Genomic DNA, 14,855 nt, shown 5'->3' with positions numbered 1-14,855 from the left:
GAACGAGGCGGGGGGCGGAGACCGGTGCTGCATAATTGCCGACATGGTTGAACGCTGGACGAGGGAGCGGCGCCGCGATCACACCCGGTCGCTGCTCCTGGACGCCGCGGAGGAGGTCTTCGCCGAAAAGGGCTTCGCGCAGGCGACCCTCGACGACATCGCTTACGCGGCGGGTTTCACCAAGGGCGCCATTTACAAGCACTTCGGCACGAAAGAGGACCTTTTCCTGGCCGTCAGCGACCGGCACTGGCGCCGCTACATCGACAACTTCGCCGAAGTGGTGTCGGCGGTGACCGAGGTGGGGGCGCGCGAGCTCGACGAGGTCGCGCAGCTGTGGCGCCGGCTCAGCCATGACCGCGGCGCCGAGCGCGCCGCGCTGAGCCACGAGTTCGCGCTGTACCTCCTCCGCAATCCCGAGGCCCGCGAACGGGTGGCGGCCAAGAGGCTGGAGGCCGCCGAGGCGCTGGCGAGGTTCATCGACGAGGGCATCGACCGCATCGGCGGCACGCTGCTGATCCCCGCGTCGACGTTCGCGCACGTGCTCATCGCCACCAGCGACTCCGTCGTGCTGGGCAGCCGGCTCGACGACATCGACCTCTACCGGCCGATGCTCGAGATGTACCTGTCGGTGATCAAGCGCCCCTGACCCGGGTCAGGGCGCGGCGACGGAGATGGACTGGATCTCGAGGTTGCCCTCGATGCCTTCGGGGCCGAGCTCCCGGCCGATGCCGCTGTCCTTGACGCCGCCGAAGGGCGCGGCGGGGTCCATGGTGTAGGGCTGGTTGACGCCGACGGTGCCGCTGCGGACGCGGCGGGCGACGGCGAGGCCGCGGTCGGTGTCGGGGGTCCAGACCGAGCCGGACAGGCCGTAGCGGGTGTCGTCGGCGAGGCGGACGGCGTGGTCCTCGTCGTCGTAGGGGATGACGGTCAGGACAGGGCCGAAGATCTCCTCCTGCGCGATGCGCATGGCGGTGCCGGCGTGGGCGAACAGCGTGGGCCGCACGTACCAGCCGCGGTCGACGCCCTCGGGGAGGGCGGTGCCGCCGGTGGTGAGGCGGGCACCCTCGCTGCGGCCGAGGTCGATGTAGCCCAGGACGCGTTCCCGCTGGCGCCGGCTGACGAGCGGGCCGACGTCGGTGGCGGGGTCGGCCGGGTCGCCGACGGCGAGGCCCTCCATCATCGCGGTGAGGGCGTCGACGTGCTCGTCGTGGCGGGCGCGCGGCACCAGGACGCGGGTCTGGGCGACGCACGCCTGGCCGCTGTTCATGAGGCCGGCGACCTTGACGCCGGCGGCGACCGTGGCGGGGTCGGCGTCGTCCAGGACGATGGCCGCGGACTTGCCGCCGAGCTCCAGGCCCACCCGTTTCAGGTTCGCGCCGCAGGCCGCGGCGACCTGCGCGCCGACGGCTGTGGAGCCGGTGAAGGACACCCGGTCGACGCCCGGATGGGCGACCAGGTGGGCGCCGAGCCGGCCGTCGCCGGGCAGGACGCTGACCACTCCCGGCGGCAGCCCGGCCTGCTCGACGAGGCCGGCGAACAGGTAGGCGTCCAGCGGCGTCTCGGGCGAGGGCTTGAGGACGACGGGACAACCCGCGAGCAGGGCCGGAACGAGCTTCATCACCGTGAGCAGGGCCGGCATGTTCCACGGAATGATCGCCGCGACGACGCCGACGGGCGACTTGCGCACGACGACGTCCCGGCCGAAGGCGCCGGGGCGGGCCTCCTCCCACGTCAGCGCGGCGGCGAGGTCGGCGAAGGCCCGCATCATGACGCCCGGCAGCGCGGCGTGCGCGGACCGCGCGAAGGTGATCGGCGCGCCCATCTCCGCGCTGATCAGCTGGGCGAGCTCCTCGCGGCGGGCGTCGTAGAGATCGGCGAGCCCGCGGACGGCGGCGACGCGGTCGGCGGGAGGCATGCGCGGCCAGGGCCCGTCGTCGAAGGCCGACCGGGCGGCGGCGACCGCCCGGTCGGCGTCCTCTTCGGCGGGCGCGGCGACCCGGGCGATCGGCTTCTCGGTGTGCGGCGAGATCACCTCGATCGTCCCGCCGGTGCTCGGCGGCGCCCACGCGCCGCCGATGAACAGGTGTTCCTGGTCTCGCACGGGTGCTCCTGACGATGGCCGGCGGGTCAGGGGACGTAGACCGCGGTCTCGCGGCAGAACATGACCCTGGGCGGCGGATCGGTGCGCACGCCGACCTGCGGCGAGATCCGCCCGTCCTTGAACGCCCCGGAGATCCTGGCCTGGACGGCGGCGAGGTCGTCGGCGTCGAGCTCGTAGATCGCGATGAACGGGCCGTCGTCGCCCAGGACGGCGAACCGCCGGGCGGAGACCACGCCCTCGATGGCCGTCACCTCCTTCAGGTGGGTGCCCTCGTACCAGGTGTGGAAGGCCTCGGCCTCCTCGGGCGAGTTCGGCTGGGACTCGACGTACAGGATTCCCTTGGGCATGCGTGTGCTCCCGTGCTCGGTGGTCAGGCGGTCAGGCGGTGACAGCGGGTTCGGCGGCGGGCTCGGCGGCGGGCGCGGGGGTCTTGTGGACGCGGCCGTCCTTCATGACGAACCGCACGTCCTGGAGGAGGGTGATGTCGCGGGTGGGGTCGCCGGGCACGGCGATGACGTCGGCGAGCAGGCCCGGGGCCAGGCGGCCGCGGTCGTCGGCGCCGATGAGCTCGGCGGCGGTCACGGTGGCCGCCCGGATCGCCTGGATCGGGGTCATGCCGCGGTCGACGAGCGCCCACAACTCCTTGGCGTTGTCGCCGTGCGGGATGGCGGGCGCGTCGGTGCCGCAGGCGATCCTCACTCCGGCGGCGATGGCCTTGCCGAGGGTGCGCCGGGCCCGCGGGAACACCTCGGCGGCCTTGCGCCGCAACGCCGGCGGGGCCTTGGAGATGTCCAGGCCTTCGGACAGGTAGCTGGTGGGGACGAGGAACGTGCCGTGGTCGACCATCATCTGGATGGTGTCGTCACTGGCCAGCGAGCCGTGCTCGATGCAGTCGACGCCGGCCCGGACGCACGCCCGGATCCCGGCGTCGCCGTGCGCGTGCGCGGCGACCCTGATGCCGGCCCGGTGGGCCTCGTCGACGATGGCGGCGAGTTCCTCGTCGGAGTACTGCTGGGCGCCGGCGGCGGTGCTGTGCGACATCACCCCGCCGGACGCGGAGATCTTGATGACGCTGGCGCCGTGCTTGATCTGGTAGCGGACGGCCGCGCGGACCTCGGAGACCCCGTTGGCGATGCCCTCCTCGACGCTGAGCGGCATGATGTGCGGCGCGAGCCTCTGGAACATGGTCGGGTCGAGGTGACCGCCGGTCGGGGTGATGGCGTGCCCGGCCGCGACGATGCGCGGCCCGGCGGCCCAGCCCTGGTCGATGGCGCGGGCCAGGTCGACGTCCAGCAGGTAGCCGCCGGTCTTCACCATCAGCCCGAGGTTGCGCACGGTGGTGAACCCGGCGAGCAGCGTCGTCCGGGCGTTCACCGTGGCGCGCAGGGTCCGGTAGACGGGGTCGTCGGTCACGCCGTGCAGCGGGCTCGGCAGGCCGGTCGGGTTCTCCGGCCCGCCGATGAGCAGGTTGATCTCCATGTCCATGAGGCCCGGCAGCAACGTCAGGTCGCCGAGGTCGATCTCGGCCGCCGCGGCGGGAGGCTCGGCCGGGTTCACCGCGGTGACCTGCTCCCCCGCCACCACGATCACCGCCGGTGAACGGACGAGACCGGCGTCGACGTCGACCCAGCGGGCCGCCCGCAGGACGGTCGTGTCCGTCACGGGCCCGGCTCGATGACGCAGTCCAGCGCGGCGGCGCCCGCGTCGGGCACCCACTGCTGGGACCAGACCTCGACCGGGAACGACACGGTGATCATCGAGTACAGGAGGCGCATCACGTTCACCGCGTCGTCCGGCATCTCGTCGAGCGGGAACCGGTCGCAGTAGGCGATGGCCTCCTCGGCCCGCTTGGTGATCGCGTCGTAGAAGGCCTGCATCTCCTCCATCGAGCTGGCCAGGCGCTTGGCGTACCGTTCGGGCTCGGTGGCCAGGCACCAGCCCGGCGCGAAGGGCTCCAGTTCGGCGAACTCGCCGGGCAGCAGCGTGGTCATCGGGCTCACCCTCCCGCGAGGCTTCGTCGGTGGTCGTCGACCCAGTCGGCCGCGACCTTGTGCAGGTGGCGGCAGAGGATCTCCTGGTCGCAGAGCGGGAACTCGGTCACCGCGCGCGACTCCAGCATCATCTGGGTCGCCTCCAGCGTGCTGGCGTCCTGGAGGCCGTACTCCTTGAACGTGGCCGCGGCCATCTCGCGCGCGAGCCGTTCGCGGGCGTTCCGGGACGGCATGAAGTACAGGTTTCCCTCGAAGACGTGGGTGTTGTAGGTCGTGGGCCAGTAGTGGTACGTGAGGTACCAGCCGCCGGACCAGATGAGGATCGTGAAGTTCGGCCACAGCTGGAAGGAGTCCAGCCCCCAGGGGTCGCAGCCCGCGGGGTTGAGGCCGACGGGCATCTTCTCGATGCCGAGGTCGGGCCCGTCCCACGGCCCGAACAGGCCGCTGCGGGTGATGTCCTCCATCGGCTTGCGCATGTCGTTGGGCAGTTCCCACGTCACGACGCCCGAGGTGCTGACCAGCCGGTGCGGGCCCTCGAGGCGGTAGTGCGGCGCCTCGAATCCCGCCTGCTGGGCGGCGGCGGAGAACTTGGCGGGCGCCTGCGAACCGTGCAGCACGGCCGCGTGGTAGAACTCCTGGAACGCGTCCATGTAGAGCTTCCAGTTGGCGCCGACCTCGGAGCGGTAGCACCAGCGCTCGGTCATCTTGTCGAACGGGTAGCCGTCCAGGTTGGTGATCATCGGGCCCAGGAACTCGGGCAGGGTCTGCTCGGGCTCCTTGGCCAGGTTGACGAAGACGAAGCCCGCCCACACGTCGCAGTGCACCGGGACCAGCCCGAAGTCCTTCTTGTCCAGATCGAAGAACTCGCCCTCCTGCTGGACGAAGTTCAACCGCCCGTCCAAGCCGTACCGCCAGCCGTGATACTTGCAGGTGAACTGCCGGCAGAACCCCGACGTCTCCTCCTTCGGCAGGTCGTTCCACACCAGCTTGTTACCGCGATGACGACAGACATTGTGGAACGCCCGCACCTCACCACCGGCATCCCGCACCACCACCACCGAAGTCCTGGCCGCCTGGATCTCCTTGGTGAAATAACTCCCCGAACGCGGCAGCTGCTCCACCCTCCCCACGTTCAACCAGGCACGACCAAAGATCGCCTTCCGCTCCAGCTCAAAGAACTCCGGAGAGATCGAATCGTCGTACGACATCGGCGCGGTGCCCAGCTCGGGGTAGTGCTCGGTCCAGCTACCCTCGGGCGGTTTGGGCCAACGGGGCATCTCGTCCTCCCTCGGACGGGTGATGGGGGTCGGGTGATCGGATCGGGATCAGGGCCGGGGCCGGGTCGGGGCGCCGGGCTACTGGATCGGTTCGTCGCCCAGCACGGTGGTGCGGAGCATCTCGCGGGGCGAGGCCGGGTCGTAGGGGGCGGCGCGGTGGATGACGCCGCGGTTGTCCCAGATCACCGTCTCGCCGACGGACCACTCGTGCCGGTAGACACGTTCGGGCGCGGTGCACCGGCCGAGGAGGTCGCCGAGCAGGGCGCGGCCCTCGTCGGGCGGCATGCCCACGACGTGGTCGGTGGAGGCGCCGAGCACGAGCGACCGGCGGCCCGACCGGTGCGTCCAGACGAGCGGGTGCTCCTTGACCGGGCGGCGGCGCCAGGCGGCCAGCTGCTCAGCCGTGGGGTCGGGCGTCACCAGGCGCTGCGAGGCTTCGAGCGAGTGAACGACGCGCAGCGCGGCGACCCGTTCCCTCTCCCGGTCGGTGAGGTCGTCGTAGGCGGCGTAGGTGCTGGCGAACTCGGTCTCGCCGCCGCTGTCGGCCACCGCGCGGGCGGTGAGCATCGTCGCCTTCTGCGGGTAGGCGCCGTCCGCCGGGGTGCAGCCGTCGATGTGCCAGTCGAACGTGGCGCGCAGGTATCCGGCCGAGGAGTTCTTGGACGTGTCCAGGCTGACCCGGTAGATCCCCTCGACCGGGTGGTGGCCGGGCGAGGTGTCGACGTCCCCGAGTCTCCGGCAGAACGCCACCTGCGTCTCGGGGTCCAGGCCCAGGTCCCGGAACACCAGCACGCCGTGCGCCTCCAGCGCCTCCATGACCGCGCCGGGCAGGGTGCCGTCGGTCATCAGCCGGTCGCGGTCGACGCCGAGGATCTCGGCGCCGGCCCCGCGGCCGAGCCGCTCAACGGTGATCACGGTCACGGGGCGGGCTCCTTCACGCGTTCGAGCTCGGCGTCGGCGGCGTCGGTCGCCTTGGGCTGCTGGAAGACCTCGATCGACATGGCGACCATCACCAGCGAGTACACGAGCCAGAGCAGCCGCAGGGCGTCCTCGGGCAGGTCGTCGAGCGGGAACTTGTCGCAGTAGGCGATCGCCTCTTCCAGCCGGGGGAAGAAGGCGTCGTAGAACTCCTGCATCTCGGCCATCGAGCTGGCCAGGCGCCGCGCGTACCGTTCGGTCTCGGTCTCGAGCGACCAGGTCCGGACGAAACGCTCGAACTCGGCGAACTCGGCGGGCAGCAGGTCGTCCGTCCGCGGGTCGTCGGCGGGCAGGTCGGGGGGCAGGGCGGCGGGCATGGCGTCACACCTCCGTGGGCTCGCGCCGGTAGTCGTCGACCCAGTCGGCGACGACCTTGTGGAAGTGCCGGACGAGGATCTCCTGGTCGTTGAGCGGCGCCGCGGTGAGGATCCCCGACTCCAGCGCGGTCTGGGTGCCGGTGAGCATCCCGGCGTCCTGGAGCGCGAAGTCCTTGAACACCACCGCCGCGACCTCGTGCTCCACCCGCTCGTGCACGGTCTCGGCGGGCTGGAAGCAGAGCATCCCCTCGAAACGGTGGGTGTTGTAGGAGGTGGGCCAGTAGCGGTAGAGCAGGTACCAGCCCCGGTAGATGAGGATCTCCAGGTTGGGGAAGATCTGGAAGTTGTCGATGCCCCACGGGTCGATGCGGCCCGGGTTGAGCCCCGGCGGCATCTCACCGAGCTCGGGCGACTCCCAGGGACCGACCAGCCCGCTGCGGGTGGCGCGCTCGATCGGGTACATGTACTCGGGCGGCAACGTCCATCTGCGCGCGCCGCCCGAACTGGTCATGCGATGGGGGCCGTCGAGCTGGAAGTGCGCGCACTCGAAGCCCGCTCCGGGCCGGCGCACCTCGGACGGCACCTGCTGCGGGTGCAGGGCGGGGACGTGGTAGTACTCCTGGAACGCGTCCGCGAAGATCTTCCAGTTGCTCCGGTTGTCCGCGGTGAACTCGTACCACTCGGTCATCTTGTCGAACGGGTAGCCGTCCAGGTTCGTGATCATCGGGCCCAGGAACTCGGGCAGGGTCTGCTCGGGCTCCTTGGCCAGATTGACGAAGACGAACCCCGCCCACACATCGCAGTGCACCGGGACCAGCCCGAAGTCCTTCTTGTCCAGATCGAAGAACTCGCCCTCCTGCTGGACGAAGTTCAACCGCCCGTCCAAGCCGTACCGCCAGCCGTGATACTTGCAGGTGAACTGCCGGCAGAACCCCGACGTCTCCTCCTTCGGCAGGTCGTTCCACACCAGCTTGTTACCGCGATGACGACAGACATTGTGGAACGCCCGCACCTCACCACCGGCATCCCGCACCACCACCACCGAAGTCCTGGCCGCCTGGATCTCCTTGGTGAAATAACTCCCCGAACGCGGCAGCTGCTCCACCCTCCCCACGTTCAACCAGGCACGACCAAAGATCGCCTTCCGCTCCAGCTCAAAGAACTCCGGAGAGATCGAATCGTTGAACGAGATCGGCGCTGTCCCGATGTCGGGGTAGTGCTCGGTCCAGCTTCCTTCCGCCGGCTTCGGCCATCGGCCCATGGTCAGTCCTCCCTTTCGGGCAGTCGGGACGGCATCTCCGCATACATCTCGGGGTCCAGCTCCAGGGCGACGCTGTTGAAGACCATCGCCAGGCAGAGGTACGAGCCGACGACGAAGGTCGCCTCCAGCAGCTGGCGAGCGTCCAGGTGCTCCTGCAGCGCGGTCCAGGTGGCGTCGCCGATCCGGCAGCCGTCGATCAGCTGGTCGGTGGCGTCGAGGAGCAGCCGTTCGAGCGGTGTCCAGCCCCCGGGCACGGCCTCGTCGGCACGTCCCGGGCCGGCACGTCCCGAGCCGGGGCGTCCGGTGGCGCCGGCACGGTCGGCGTCGTCGGCGAGGGCGTCGATCTCCGCCGGGGTGATGCCCAGCCCGGCGGCGATCCGCGCGTGCTGGACCCACTCGTAGGTGGAGCCGGTCCGCCACGCGACGCGCAGGATCATCAGCTCGCGGTGGCGCGGGGCCAGCGCGGGGTCGTCCAGGAGCACGCCGTTGTAGTTGAGCCAGGCGCCGGCGAGCTGCGCGTGGTGCCCCAGCACGCCCAGCGCGTTGGGCATCCGCGGCGCGCCGGGGGCGTCCGACAGGTACCGGTCGATGCGCTTCACGTGCCCGCGCAGCATGGCGCGGGTGCGCTCGTCCCAGTCTTCGGGCGCCAGCGGGGCCAGCCGCGGCGTCGGGGGCAGGTTCGTTCTCATATGACCGCGCCGCCGTTCACACCGAGGACCTGGCCGGTGATGAAACCGGCCTCCTCGGAGCAGAGGAAGGCGCACGCGGCGGCGATGTCGTCGCCCGTGCCCAGGTGCCCGACGGGGATGCGCTGCACCATGACCTCGTTGCCGGGCAGGTCGCCCTTCGCCTGGGAGGCGCGGGACATCGGCGTGTCGATGCCCGACGGCGGAACGTTGTTGACGGTGATCCCCATCGGGGCGTACTCGCGCGCCAGCGCCTTGGTCATGGCGATGACGCCGCCCTTGGACGCGGTGTAGTGGGCCATCCCCGGCGAGCCCCGCTGGGCGCTGGACGAGGAGATCGTGACGATGCGCCCCCACCCCGCGTCCAGCATGTCGGGGATGGCGGCCTGGACCGCGTTGAAGGTGCCGGTCAGGTTGACGTCGATGACCCGGCGCCAGGAGTCGGGCGTGATGGCGGTGAAGGGTTCGAAGGCCACCAGGCCGGCGCTGGTGACCAGGATCTCGACCGGCCCGAGGTCGGCGCGGATCTTGCGGAACGCCTCGTCGATCTCCCCGCGCTCGGTGACGTCGGCCTGGCAGGCCAGGGCCCGGACGCCCTGCTCCTGGAGTTCCTCGGCGGCGCCCCGCGCCGCCGAGGCGTTGACGTCGAGCACGGCGACCTGGTCGCCGCGCCTGGCGAAGTGCCGGCAGATGGAGAGCCCCATCCCCGAGGCGCCGCCCGTCACCACCGCGACCCTGGTCATGCCGGCCCGCCCGCCGTCCGCGGCGGAGCGCCCGCAACGTTCGTCATGGATCTGCTCTCCTCACTCGTAGACGACCCGCACGGACGGGCTGGTCGGCACGGCCTGGCAGGTCAGCACCCACCCGTCGGCCACCTCCTCGGGCGTCAGCGCGTCGTTGTGCCGCATCTCGGCGGAACCCTCGACGACCTGCGCCATGCACGTCGCGCAGGTCCCGCCCTCGCAGGACGAGGGCGGGCGGATGCCCATGGAGCGCGCCGTCTGCAGGATGGTGGTGCCGCGGCGGTGATCGGCCGTGGCCTTCTGGCGGCCGAGCTGGACGGTGAGCCGCACGGGCTCCGCGGTCTGGTCACCGGCCGCGTCCGCGAGCTCCCCGGCGGCCTCCCGGCCCGCGGACGGCTCCGGCACGGTGAACCGTTCGACGTGGATGCGGCCGGGCGCGGTGCCCGCGGTCAGCAGTGACCGCTCCACGACGTCCATGAAGGGGCCGGGGCCGCAGATGTAGTACTCGGTCTCGCCACCGGGCTCGCCGCCGAGCCGGCCGCCGGGCCCGCCGAGAAAGCTCCCGATCTCGTCCTCGCGGACGACGCCCGTCTCGGCGTCGTGGTGATGCGTCACCAGCAGGCGCTCCCCGTACCGGCCGGCCAGCTCACCCAGTTCCGCGGCGAAGATGATCGAGTCGCGGTCCCGGTTGGCGTAGAGCAGGCGCACCCGCCTGCGCGTCGTCGCCAGCGCCGTCTTGAGGATGGAGAACACCGGCGTGATCCCGCTGCCGCCGGCGAAGGCGACGATGTCGCCCGCGCCGTCCTCCAGGGTGAACGTGCCGGCCGGGGCGGTCGCGTCGATCTCGTCACCGGGCCCGACGGCGTCGTTCATCCAGTTCGACATGACGCCGCCGGACACGCGCTTGACGGTGATCTGCAGCTGCTCGTCGACCGCGGGCGAGGACGACATCGAGTAGGAGCGGAAGCACGGCTGGCCCTCCAGCTCGACCCGGAAGGTGAGGAACTGGCCGGCCTGGTAGGCGTAGTCGCCGGCGCGCTCGGCGGGGATCTCGAAGACGAACGAACTGGCGTCCGCGGTCTCGCGCACGACCCTGGCCACCCGCAACGGGTGGAGCCCGCGCACCGGCGGCGAGCCGTCCGGCCGCACCAGCGCCCTCTCGCCCTGAGTCACCGACACCTCCAGAAAATGAGAACGCGCCCACGCCCGAATGGCAGCACGAAAAACCCGCGGCCAGCAGGGACGCACCCTGGACCAGGCACTGGAAGAAACAGTTCCAGCGACGATCACTCTTCGCTATTCATCACCTGATTAGTAGCCTTTGTACGACATCCAAAAATCACTGTCAAGGCCCAGCCGCGAAGACCGGACGGCCTCCGGCGGGCCGCCCCGGGCGATGAGGGGCACGCTCGACGCCACCCGGCGAGGGTGCGCCGGCCCGGGTCGTTCGGCCGCCGATATACTCGGCCGCAGCGGATCTCGGCCGTGCGCGGGGCTGGACGAGCGGGCGGCGGGGGACGGGCGACGGCCGATCCGAAGACGGAGGTGGGGCCATGGCTTCGGAGAGCGGACCCGGCGCGGAGAACTCCGAGACGCGCACCGCGATTCTCGACGCCACCCAGCAGATCATGCTGGAAGAGGGTTATGCCGCGGTGAGCTCACGGCGGGTCGCTGAAAGGGCAGGTGTCAATTCCGCACTTGTCTATTACTATTTCGGCGCCATGGACGATCTGTTCATCGCGACTTTCCGGCGAGGGGCTGATCGCACTTTCCGGCGCCAGGCCGAGGCGCTTTCGTCCGAGCAGCCGCTGTGGGCGTTGTGGGAGACGATCCACGACATCCCCCACACCGCGCTCACCATGGAGTTCGTCGCGCTGGCCAACCACCGCAAGGCGATCCGGAGCGAGATCACCCAGTCCTCGCAGCGGTTCCGCAAGATGCACCTCGAAGCGGCGTCGACCATCCTGGAAGGGCGGCACGCGCGGCCGGACGTCCCTTCCCCCGAGGCGCTCATCCTCCTCATGTCCAGCGTGTCCCGCTTCCTGCTCATGGAGGAGGCGTTCGGCCTCTCCACCGGCCACGCCGAGATGATCGCCCACGTCGAGCGGCTTCTCCGGGAGATCGAGGGCGAACGGCACGCGGGCCCCTAACCGAGGTCGGCGACGATCTGGGGCAGGTCGACGCTGGTGCGGATGCCCGGGGCCGCGGCGCAGACGAACGGCACGGCGTTCACGGCGCGGTTGGCGGTGTAGGCGGGCGACACGGCGGCCATCCGGTCGAGCGGCACCGGGAAGCGCAGGTCGACGTCGAGGGGCGCGTCGCCGTCGACGGTGACGTGCCAGCCGGTGTCGCGGACGTCCCACGCGGGCTCGAGGTCGGCCGTGCAGTACCAGGTCGCGCGGAAGCGGAGCACCGCCCGCCCGTCGCGGACGCCCGACACGGTCATGCGCTGCGCGGCCACGGTGCCGGGCTCCAGCACCCCCGCCGCGATGCGGGTCTCGCGGCGGGCGGTCGCGACCTCGCCGTCCGCCTCGACCGTGTCGAGCGGCATCGACAACGCCTCGGCGACCACGTGGAGGGACGGGCCGAAGCTGGTCCGCCCGTGCGACAGGCGCCGCTCGTCCAGCTCGGCCGGGGGCCTGCCGAAGCCCATCACGTCGAAGAGCAGCTCGGGTGACGGGCGCCGCGAGAGGTCGGCGAACTCGTCGATCGTCAGCCCGTCGAGCCGCCGCTGGATGGACGTCAGCGTCAGCGGCAGCGCCTCGGTGATGAAGCCGGGGCTGCTTCCGGTGCTGTGGATCGAGGTGCCGCCGCGCTCGCACGCCCGCTCGACCCGTTCGCGGACCCCGGGGTCGAGGCTGCCGGGCCGGTGGAACTCGCCGCGCGTGGTGACGACGTTCGCGCCCGAGCCCAGCAGCCGGCACACCTCGTCGAAGTCGCAGGCCCGCGGCATGTAGAGCACGCAGTCCGCGTCGAGCGCCAGGACCTCCTCGATGCCGGTGGTCGCCAGGACGCCGGTGGGCTCGTCCACCCCGCACAGCTCGGCGGCGTCGCGGCCCGCCTTGGACTCCGCGTGCACGTGGACCCCGGCCAGGGTCAGCCGGGGGTGCTCGATCACCGCCCGGAGCGCGCGGCTCCCGATCGTCCCGGTCGCCCACTGGACGACCCGGGGGCGCGTACCGCTCATGGCCACCTCCGTCTCACGATTCAAGAACCACATTCTTCACTTCAGAGAATGGTGTATTCGGCGCCGGATGGCCACATCTTGACCGTTTTCTCGGAGCCGTGCTAAGCATGTGCTCAGCACGCTGGGCGACCGCTCAGCACATCGGGGCGCGGCACCTGAGAACGGAGCTGTCTCATGCGAATCGACGTCGACTGGGGTGCCTGCGAAGGCCACGGGCTCTGCGAGGACGCCGCCCCGGCCGTGTTCACCGTCGACGACGACGGCGAACTCACGCACCACTTCGAGGACACCGACATCCCTGCCGAGCACCAGGACGCCGCACGCGCCGCCGTCAGCGTGTGCCCCGTCATCGCCCTGCACCTCCAGACGTGAACGAGGACCACTCGATCGTCGTGGTCGGCGAGTCGCTGGCCGGTGTCACCACCGCGCGGGAGCTGCGCAGGCTCGGCCACCGCGGCTCGCTGACCATCGTGGGCGACGAGCGGCACGCCGCGTACAACCGGCCGCCGCTGTCCAAACAGGTGCTCGACCCGGAGCTGCCCGCGGAGGCGTCCGCCCTCGGCGTCGAGAACCTCGGCGCCGCCGTCGTGCGCGACGCGGCGACCGGGCTCGACCTCGACCGCGGGCACGTCCGCCTGGCCTCGGGCGAGGTGCGCACGTTCGACACCGCCGTGATCGCGACGGGCGCGAGCGCGCGCCGCCTCGCCGCACCCGGGCAGCGCGGCGAGCTCGTCCTGCGCACGCTGGACGACGCGCGGCGCATCCGCACGCTGCTGCGGACCGCTACGTCCGCCGTCGTGGTCGGCGCCGGCTTCCTCGGCATGGAGGTGGTGAGCGCGTGCGTCCGCCGCGGGGTCGACGTGACGGTCGTCGACGTGGAGCCGCCGCTGCGGCGGCTCCTCGGCCCCTACCTGTCGGAGGTGACGCTGGCGCGGGCACGGGCCGCGGGCGTGGACGTCCGCGTCGACCCGCGGGGAGTGACGCTGCTCGGCGATCCGGTGACCGGCGTGCGGTTCGGCGACGGGACGACGCTCACGGCCGACCTCGTGGTGACCTGCGCGGGCGACGTCGCCAACACCGGCTGGCTGGCGGGCTCCGGGCTGGAGGTCACCTCGGGCGTGGTGATCGACGCGGCCGGGCGCACGAGCCGTCCCGGCGTCCACGCCGCGGGCGACGTCGTCGCGGTCCGCACGCCCCGGGGCCCGGTCCGCCGCCCTTTCTGGGCGAACGCCGTCCGGCAGGGACGGGTGGCGGCGCACGGCATCCTCGGCGTGCCCGACGCGCCGGCGGTGTTCGACGACTACTTCTGGACCGAGATCCTGGGCGGGGTCGTCAAGATCATCGGTGATCTGCCGCTGGAGGGCGAGCCGCAGGTGCTCGAAGGATCGCTCGCGGAGGGCGCCGTGCTGAGCTGGCCCGGCCGTGACGGTGGGTCGACCGTCGTGGCCTGGGGGCTCAAACGCCCGCTCCCCCGGTTGCGCGCGCTGGCCGCCGCGGCCACGAACGGCAGCGCCTAATCGCCCGCCCCCGCGTCGGCGGTGGCGGCTCCGGCGCCGTTGGCGGCGTCCCCGTTGAGGCCGTCGCCGTCGGCGTCGGCCGGGCTCCCGGCCAGGCCGACCTGGATCTCGCGCAGGCGCTTCTCGACGAAGGCGAAGGTCTCGTCGTGCCCGCCCGACATGCCGATCGCCTTCTCCATCACCACGACGCGGGCGAGGCTGGTGATGACCACGGAGACGACGGCCGGCGGGATGTCCTCGGTCGAGATGCCCGCACGTTCGAGGATCCCGGCCAGCGCCCTGGTCTGCTCGGCCCGGAACTGCTCGGCGTAGCGCGCGATCTCGGTCCGGATCGTCTTGCGGTGGTTGGCCAGCGACATGAACTCCATCGTCAGCGCCGTCCCCTGGGGGTCGATGCTGAACTCCCACAACGCCTGGAGCGGCCGGTCGGAGGCCAGCACCTCGGCGTGGTAGCGCAGGCCCTCCTCGGCGCGGCGCCGGAAGACCTCCAGGAACAGCTCGTCCATCGTGCGGAAGTAGTAGTGGACGAGCTGGGGCTTCAGCCCGGCGCGACCGGCGACGCGGCGCGAACTCACCGCGGCGTAGCCCTCCTCCAGCATGAGCTGCTCGGCCGCGTCCAGCAGCACCGCGCGGTTCTTGGCGTCCGGGGACCCCATCCGACGCTCCGCCGCCATGCGCCCGCACCTCCTCTGCCTGCGATTCTCATCGTCATCGTAGCGGGGAACGCGGCGAAGCTGAGCATACGCCCAGCACACCCGGCGTGCCGGGCCCCCGGGGCGCGCCGCATCCGGCGCATG

General features: G+C 71.5%; 17 protein-coding genes. 4 read left to right on the top strand and 13 right to left on the bottom strand.

What is annotated here, in order from left to right:
• Positions 1-43 precede the first annotated feature (43 nt).
• Positions 44-646: a helix-turn-helix domain-containing protein gene (locus ABZ810_RS23605; RefSeq protein ID WP_358406436.1), complete on the top strand. Its 603-nt coding sequence runs from the start codon at positions 44-46 to the stop codon at positions 644-646.
• 6 nt (positions 647-652) lie between these two features.
• On the opposite strand, the gene ABZ810_RS23600 is transcribed toward ABZ810_RS23605, so the two are convergent.
• The 11 genes from ABZ810_RS23600 to ABZ810_RS23550 form a co-directional block, all read right to left on the bottom strand.
• Positions 653-2,101 carry an aldehyde dehydrogenase gene (locus ABZ810_RS23600; protein WP_358406434.1) on the bottom strand — a complete coding sequence of 483 codons (1,449 nt, stop codon included), beginning with the start codon at positions 2,099-2,101 and terminating at the stop codon, positions 653-655.
• A gap of 26 nt (positions 2,102-2,127) precedes the next feature.
• The gene (locus ABZ810_RS23595) at positions 2,128-2,448 is read right to left on the bottom strand and encodes a hypothetical protein (protein ID WP_358406431.1); all 321 of its coding nucleotides are present in this window, start codon (positions 2,446-2,448) and stop codon (positions 2,128-2,130) included.
• 31 nt (positions 2,449-2,479) lie between these two features.
• Positions 2,480-3,763, bottom strand: coding sequence for an amidohydrolase family protein (locus tag ABZ810_RS23590; RefSeq protein WP_358406430.1), 1,284 nt, complete (start codon positions 3,761-3,763; stop codon positions 2,480-2,482).
• A complete protein-coding gene (locus tag ABZ810_RS23585; RefSeq protein WP_358406428.1) occupies positions 3,760-4,092 on the bottom strand; it encodes a hypothetical protein in 333 nt (110 codons plus the stop codon). The genes ABZ810_RS23590 and ABZ810_RS23585 overlap by 4 nt, the downstream gene beginning before the upstream one ends.
• 5 nt (positions 4,093-4,097) lie before the next feature.
• The gene (locus ABZ810_RS23580) at positions 4,098-5,369 is read right to left on the bottom strand and encodes an aromatic ring-hydroxylating dioxygenase subunit alpha (protein WP_358406426.1); all 1,272 of its coding nucleotides are present in this window, start codon (positions 5,367-5,369) and stop codon (positions 4,098-4,100) included.
• A 78-nt stretch (positions 5,370-5,447) separates the two neighbouring features.
• Entirely contained in the window at positions 5,448-6,290 is an 843-nt protein-coding gene (locus ABZ810_RS23575; RefSeq protein ID WP_358406424.1) for a TauD/TfdA family dioxygenase, read from the bottom strand.
• Positions 6,287-6,664: a hypothetical protein gene (locus ABZ810_RS23570; RefSeq protein WP_358406422.1), complete on the bottom strand. Its 378-nt coding sequence runs from the start codon at positions 6,662-6,664 to the stop codon at positions 6,287-6,289. The genes ABZ810_RS23575 and ABZ810_RS23570 overlap by 4 nt, the downstream gene beginning before the upstream one ends.
• A 4-nt stretch (positions 6,665-6,668) precedes the next feature.
• On the bottom strand, positions 6,669-7,925 hold the full coding sequence (locus ABZ810_RS23565; RefSeq protein WP_358406421.1) for an aromatic ring-hydroxylating dioxygenase subunit alpha: 1,257 nt from the start codon (positions 7,923-7,925) through the stop codon (positions 6,669-6,671).
• A gap of 2 nt (positions 7,926-7,927) precedes the next feature.
• On the bottom strand, positions 7,928-8,614 hold the full coding sequence (locus tag ABZ810_RS23560) for a carboxymuconolactone decarboxylase family protein (RefSeq protein ID WP_358406420.1): 687 nt from the start codon (positions 8,612-8,614) through the stop codon (positions 7,928-7,930).
• Positions 8,611-9,354 (bottom strand): SDR family NAD(P)-dependent oxidoreductase, encoded by a 744-nt coding sequence (locus ABZ810_RS23555; RefSeq protein ID WP_358406419.1) that lies wholly within the window; start codon positions 9,352-9,354, stop codon positions 8,611-8,613. The genes ABZ810_RS23560 and ABZ810_RS23555 overlap by 4 nt, the downstream gene beginning before the upstream one ends.
• Positions 9,355-9,414: 60 nt before the next feature.
• Complete coding sequence (locus ABZ810_RS23550) at positions 9,415-10,527, bottom strand: ferredoxin--NADP reductase (RefSeq protein ID WP_358406417.1); 1,113 nt, start codon at positions 10,525-10,527, stop codon at positions 9,415-9,417.
• Between the two features lie 380 nt (positions 10,528-10,907).
• Here ABZ810_RS23550 and ABZ810_RS23545 point away from each other — a divergent pair, with 380 nt between their 5' ends.
• Positions 10,908-11,504, top strand: a complete 597-nt coding sequence (locus tag ABZ810_RS23545) for a TetR/AcrR family transcriptional regulator (protein WP_358406415.1) — start codon at positions 10,908-10,910, stop codon at positions 11,502-11,504.
• Here ABZ810_RS23545 and ABZ810_RS23540 read toward each other — a convergent pair.
• Complete coding sequence (locus ABZ810_RS23540) at positions 11,501-12,541, bottom strand: hypothetical protein (RefSeq protein WP_358406413.1); 1,041 nt, start codon at positions 12,539-12,541, stop codon at positions 11,501-11,503. The genes ABZ810_RS23545 and ABZ810_RS23540 overlap by 4 nt on opposite strands.
• Before the next feature lie 174 nt (positions 12,542-12,715).
• Between ABZ810_RS23540 and ABZ810_RS23535 the strand changes: the two genes are divergently transcribed.
• Both ABZ810_RS23535 and ABZ810_RS23530 read left to right on the top strand, forming a co-directional pair.
• The gene (locus ABZ810_RS23535; RefSeq protein WP_358406412.1) at positions 12,716-12,913 is read left to right on the top strand and encodes a ferredoxin; all 198 of its coding nucleotides are present in this window, start codon (positions 12,716-12,718) and stop codon (positions 12,911-12,913) included.
• A complete protein-coding gene (locus ABZ810_RS23530; RefSeq protein WP_358406411.1) occupies positions 12,910-14,058 on the top strand; it encodes an FAD-dependent oxidoreductase in 1,149 nt (382 codons plus the stop codon). The genes ABZ810_RS23535 and ABZ810_RS23530 overlap by 4 nt, the downstream gene beginning before the upstream one ends.
• On the opposite strand, the gene ABZ810_RS23525 is transcribed toward ABZ810_RS23530, so the two are convergent.
• Entirely contained in the window at positions 14,055-14,732 is a 678-nt protein-coding gene (locus ABZ810_RS23525; protein ID WP_358406410.1) for a helix-turn-helix domain-containing protein, read from the bottom strand. The genes ABZ810_RS23530 and ABZ810_RS23525 overlap by 4 nt on opposite strands.
• Positions 14,733-14,855: the final 123 nt, after the last annotated feature.

Source organism: Spirillospora sp. NPDC047279 (assembly GCF_040643285.1).
Classification (GTDB): domain Bacteria; phylum Actinomycetota; class Actinomycetes; order Streptosporangiales; family Streptosporangiaceae; genus Spirillospora.
This window is presented reverse-complemented; position numbering and strand designations above follow the sequence as displayed.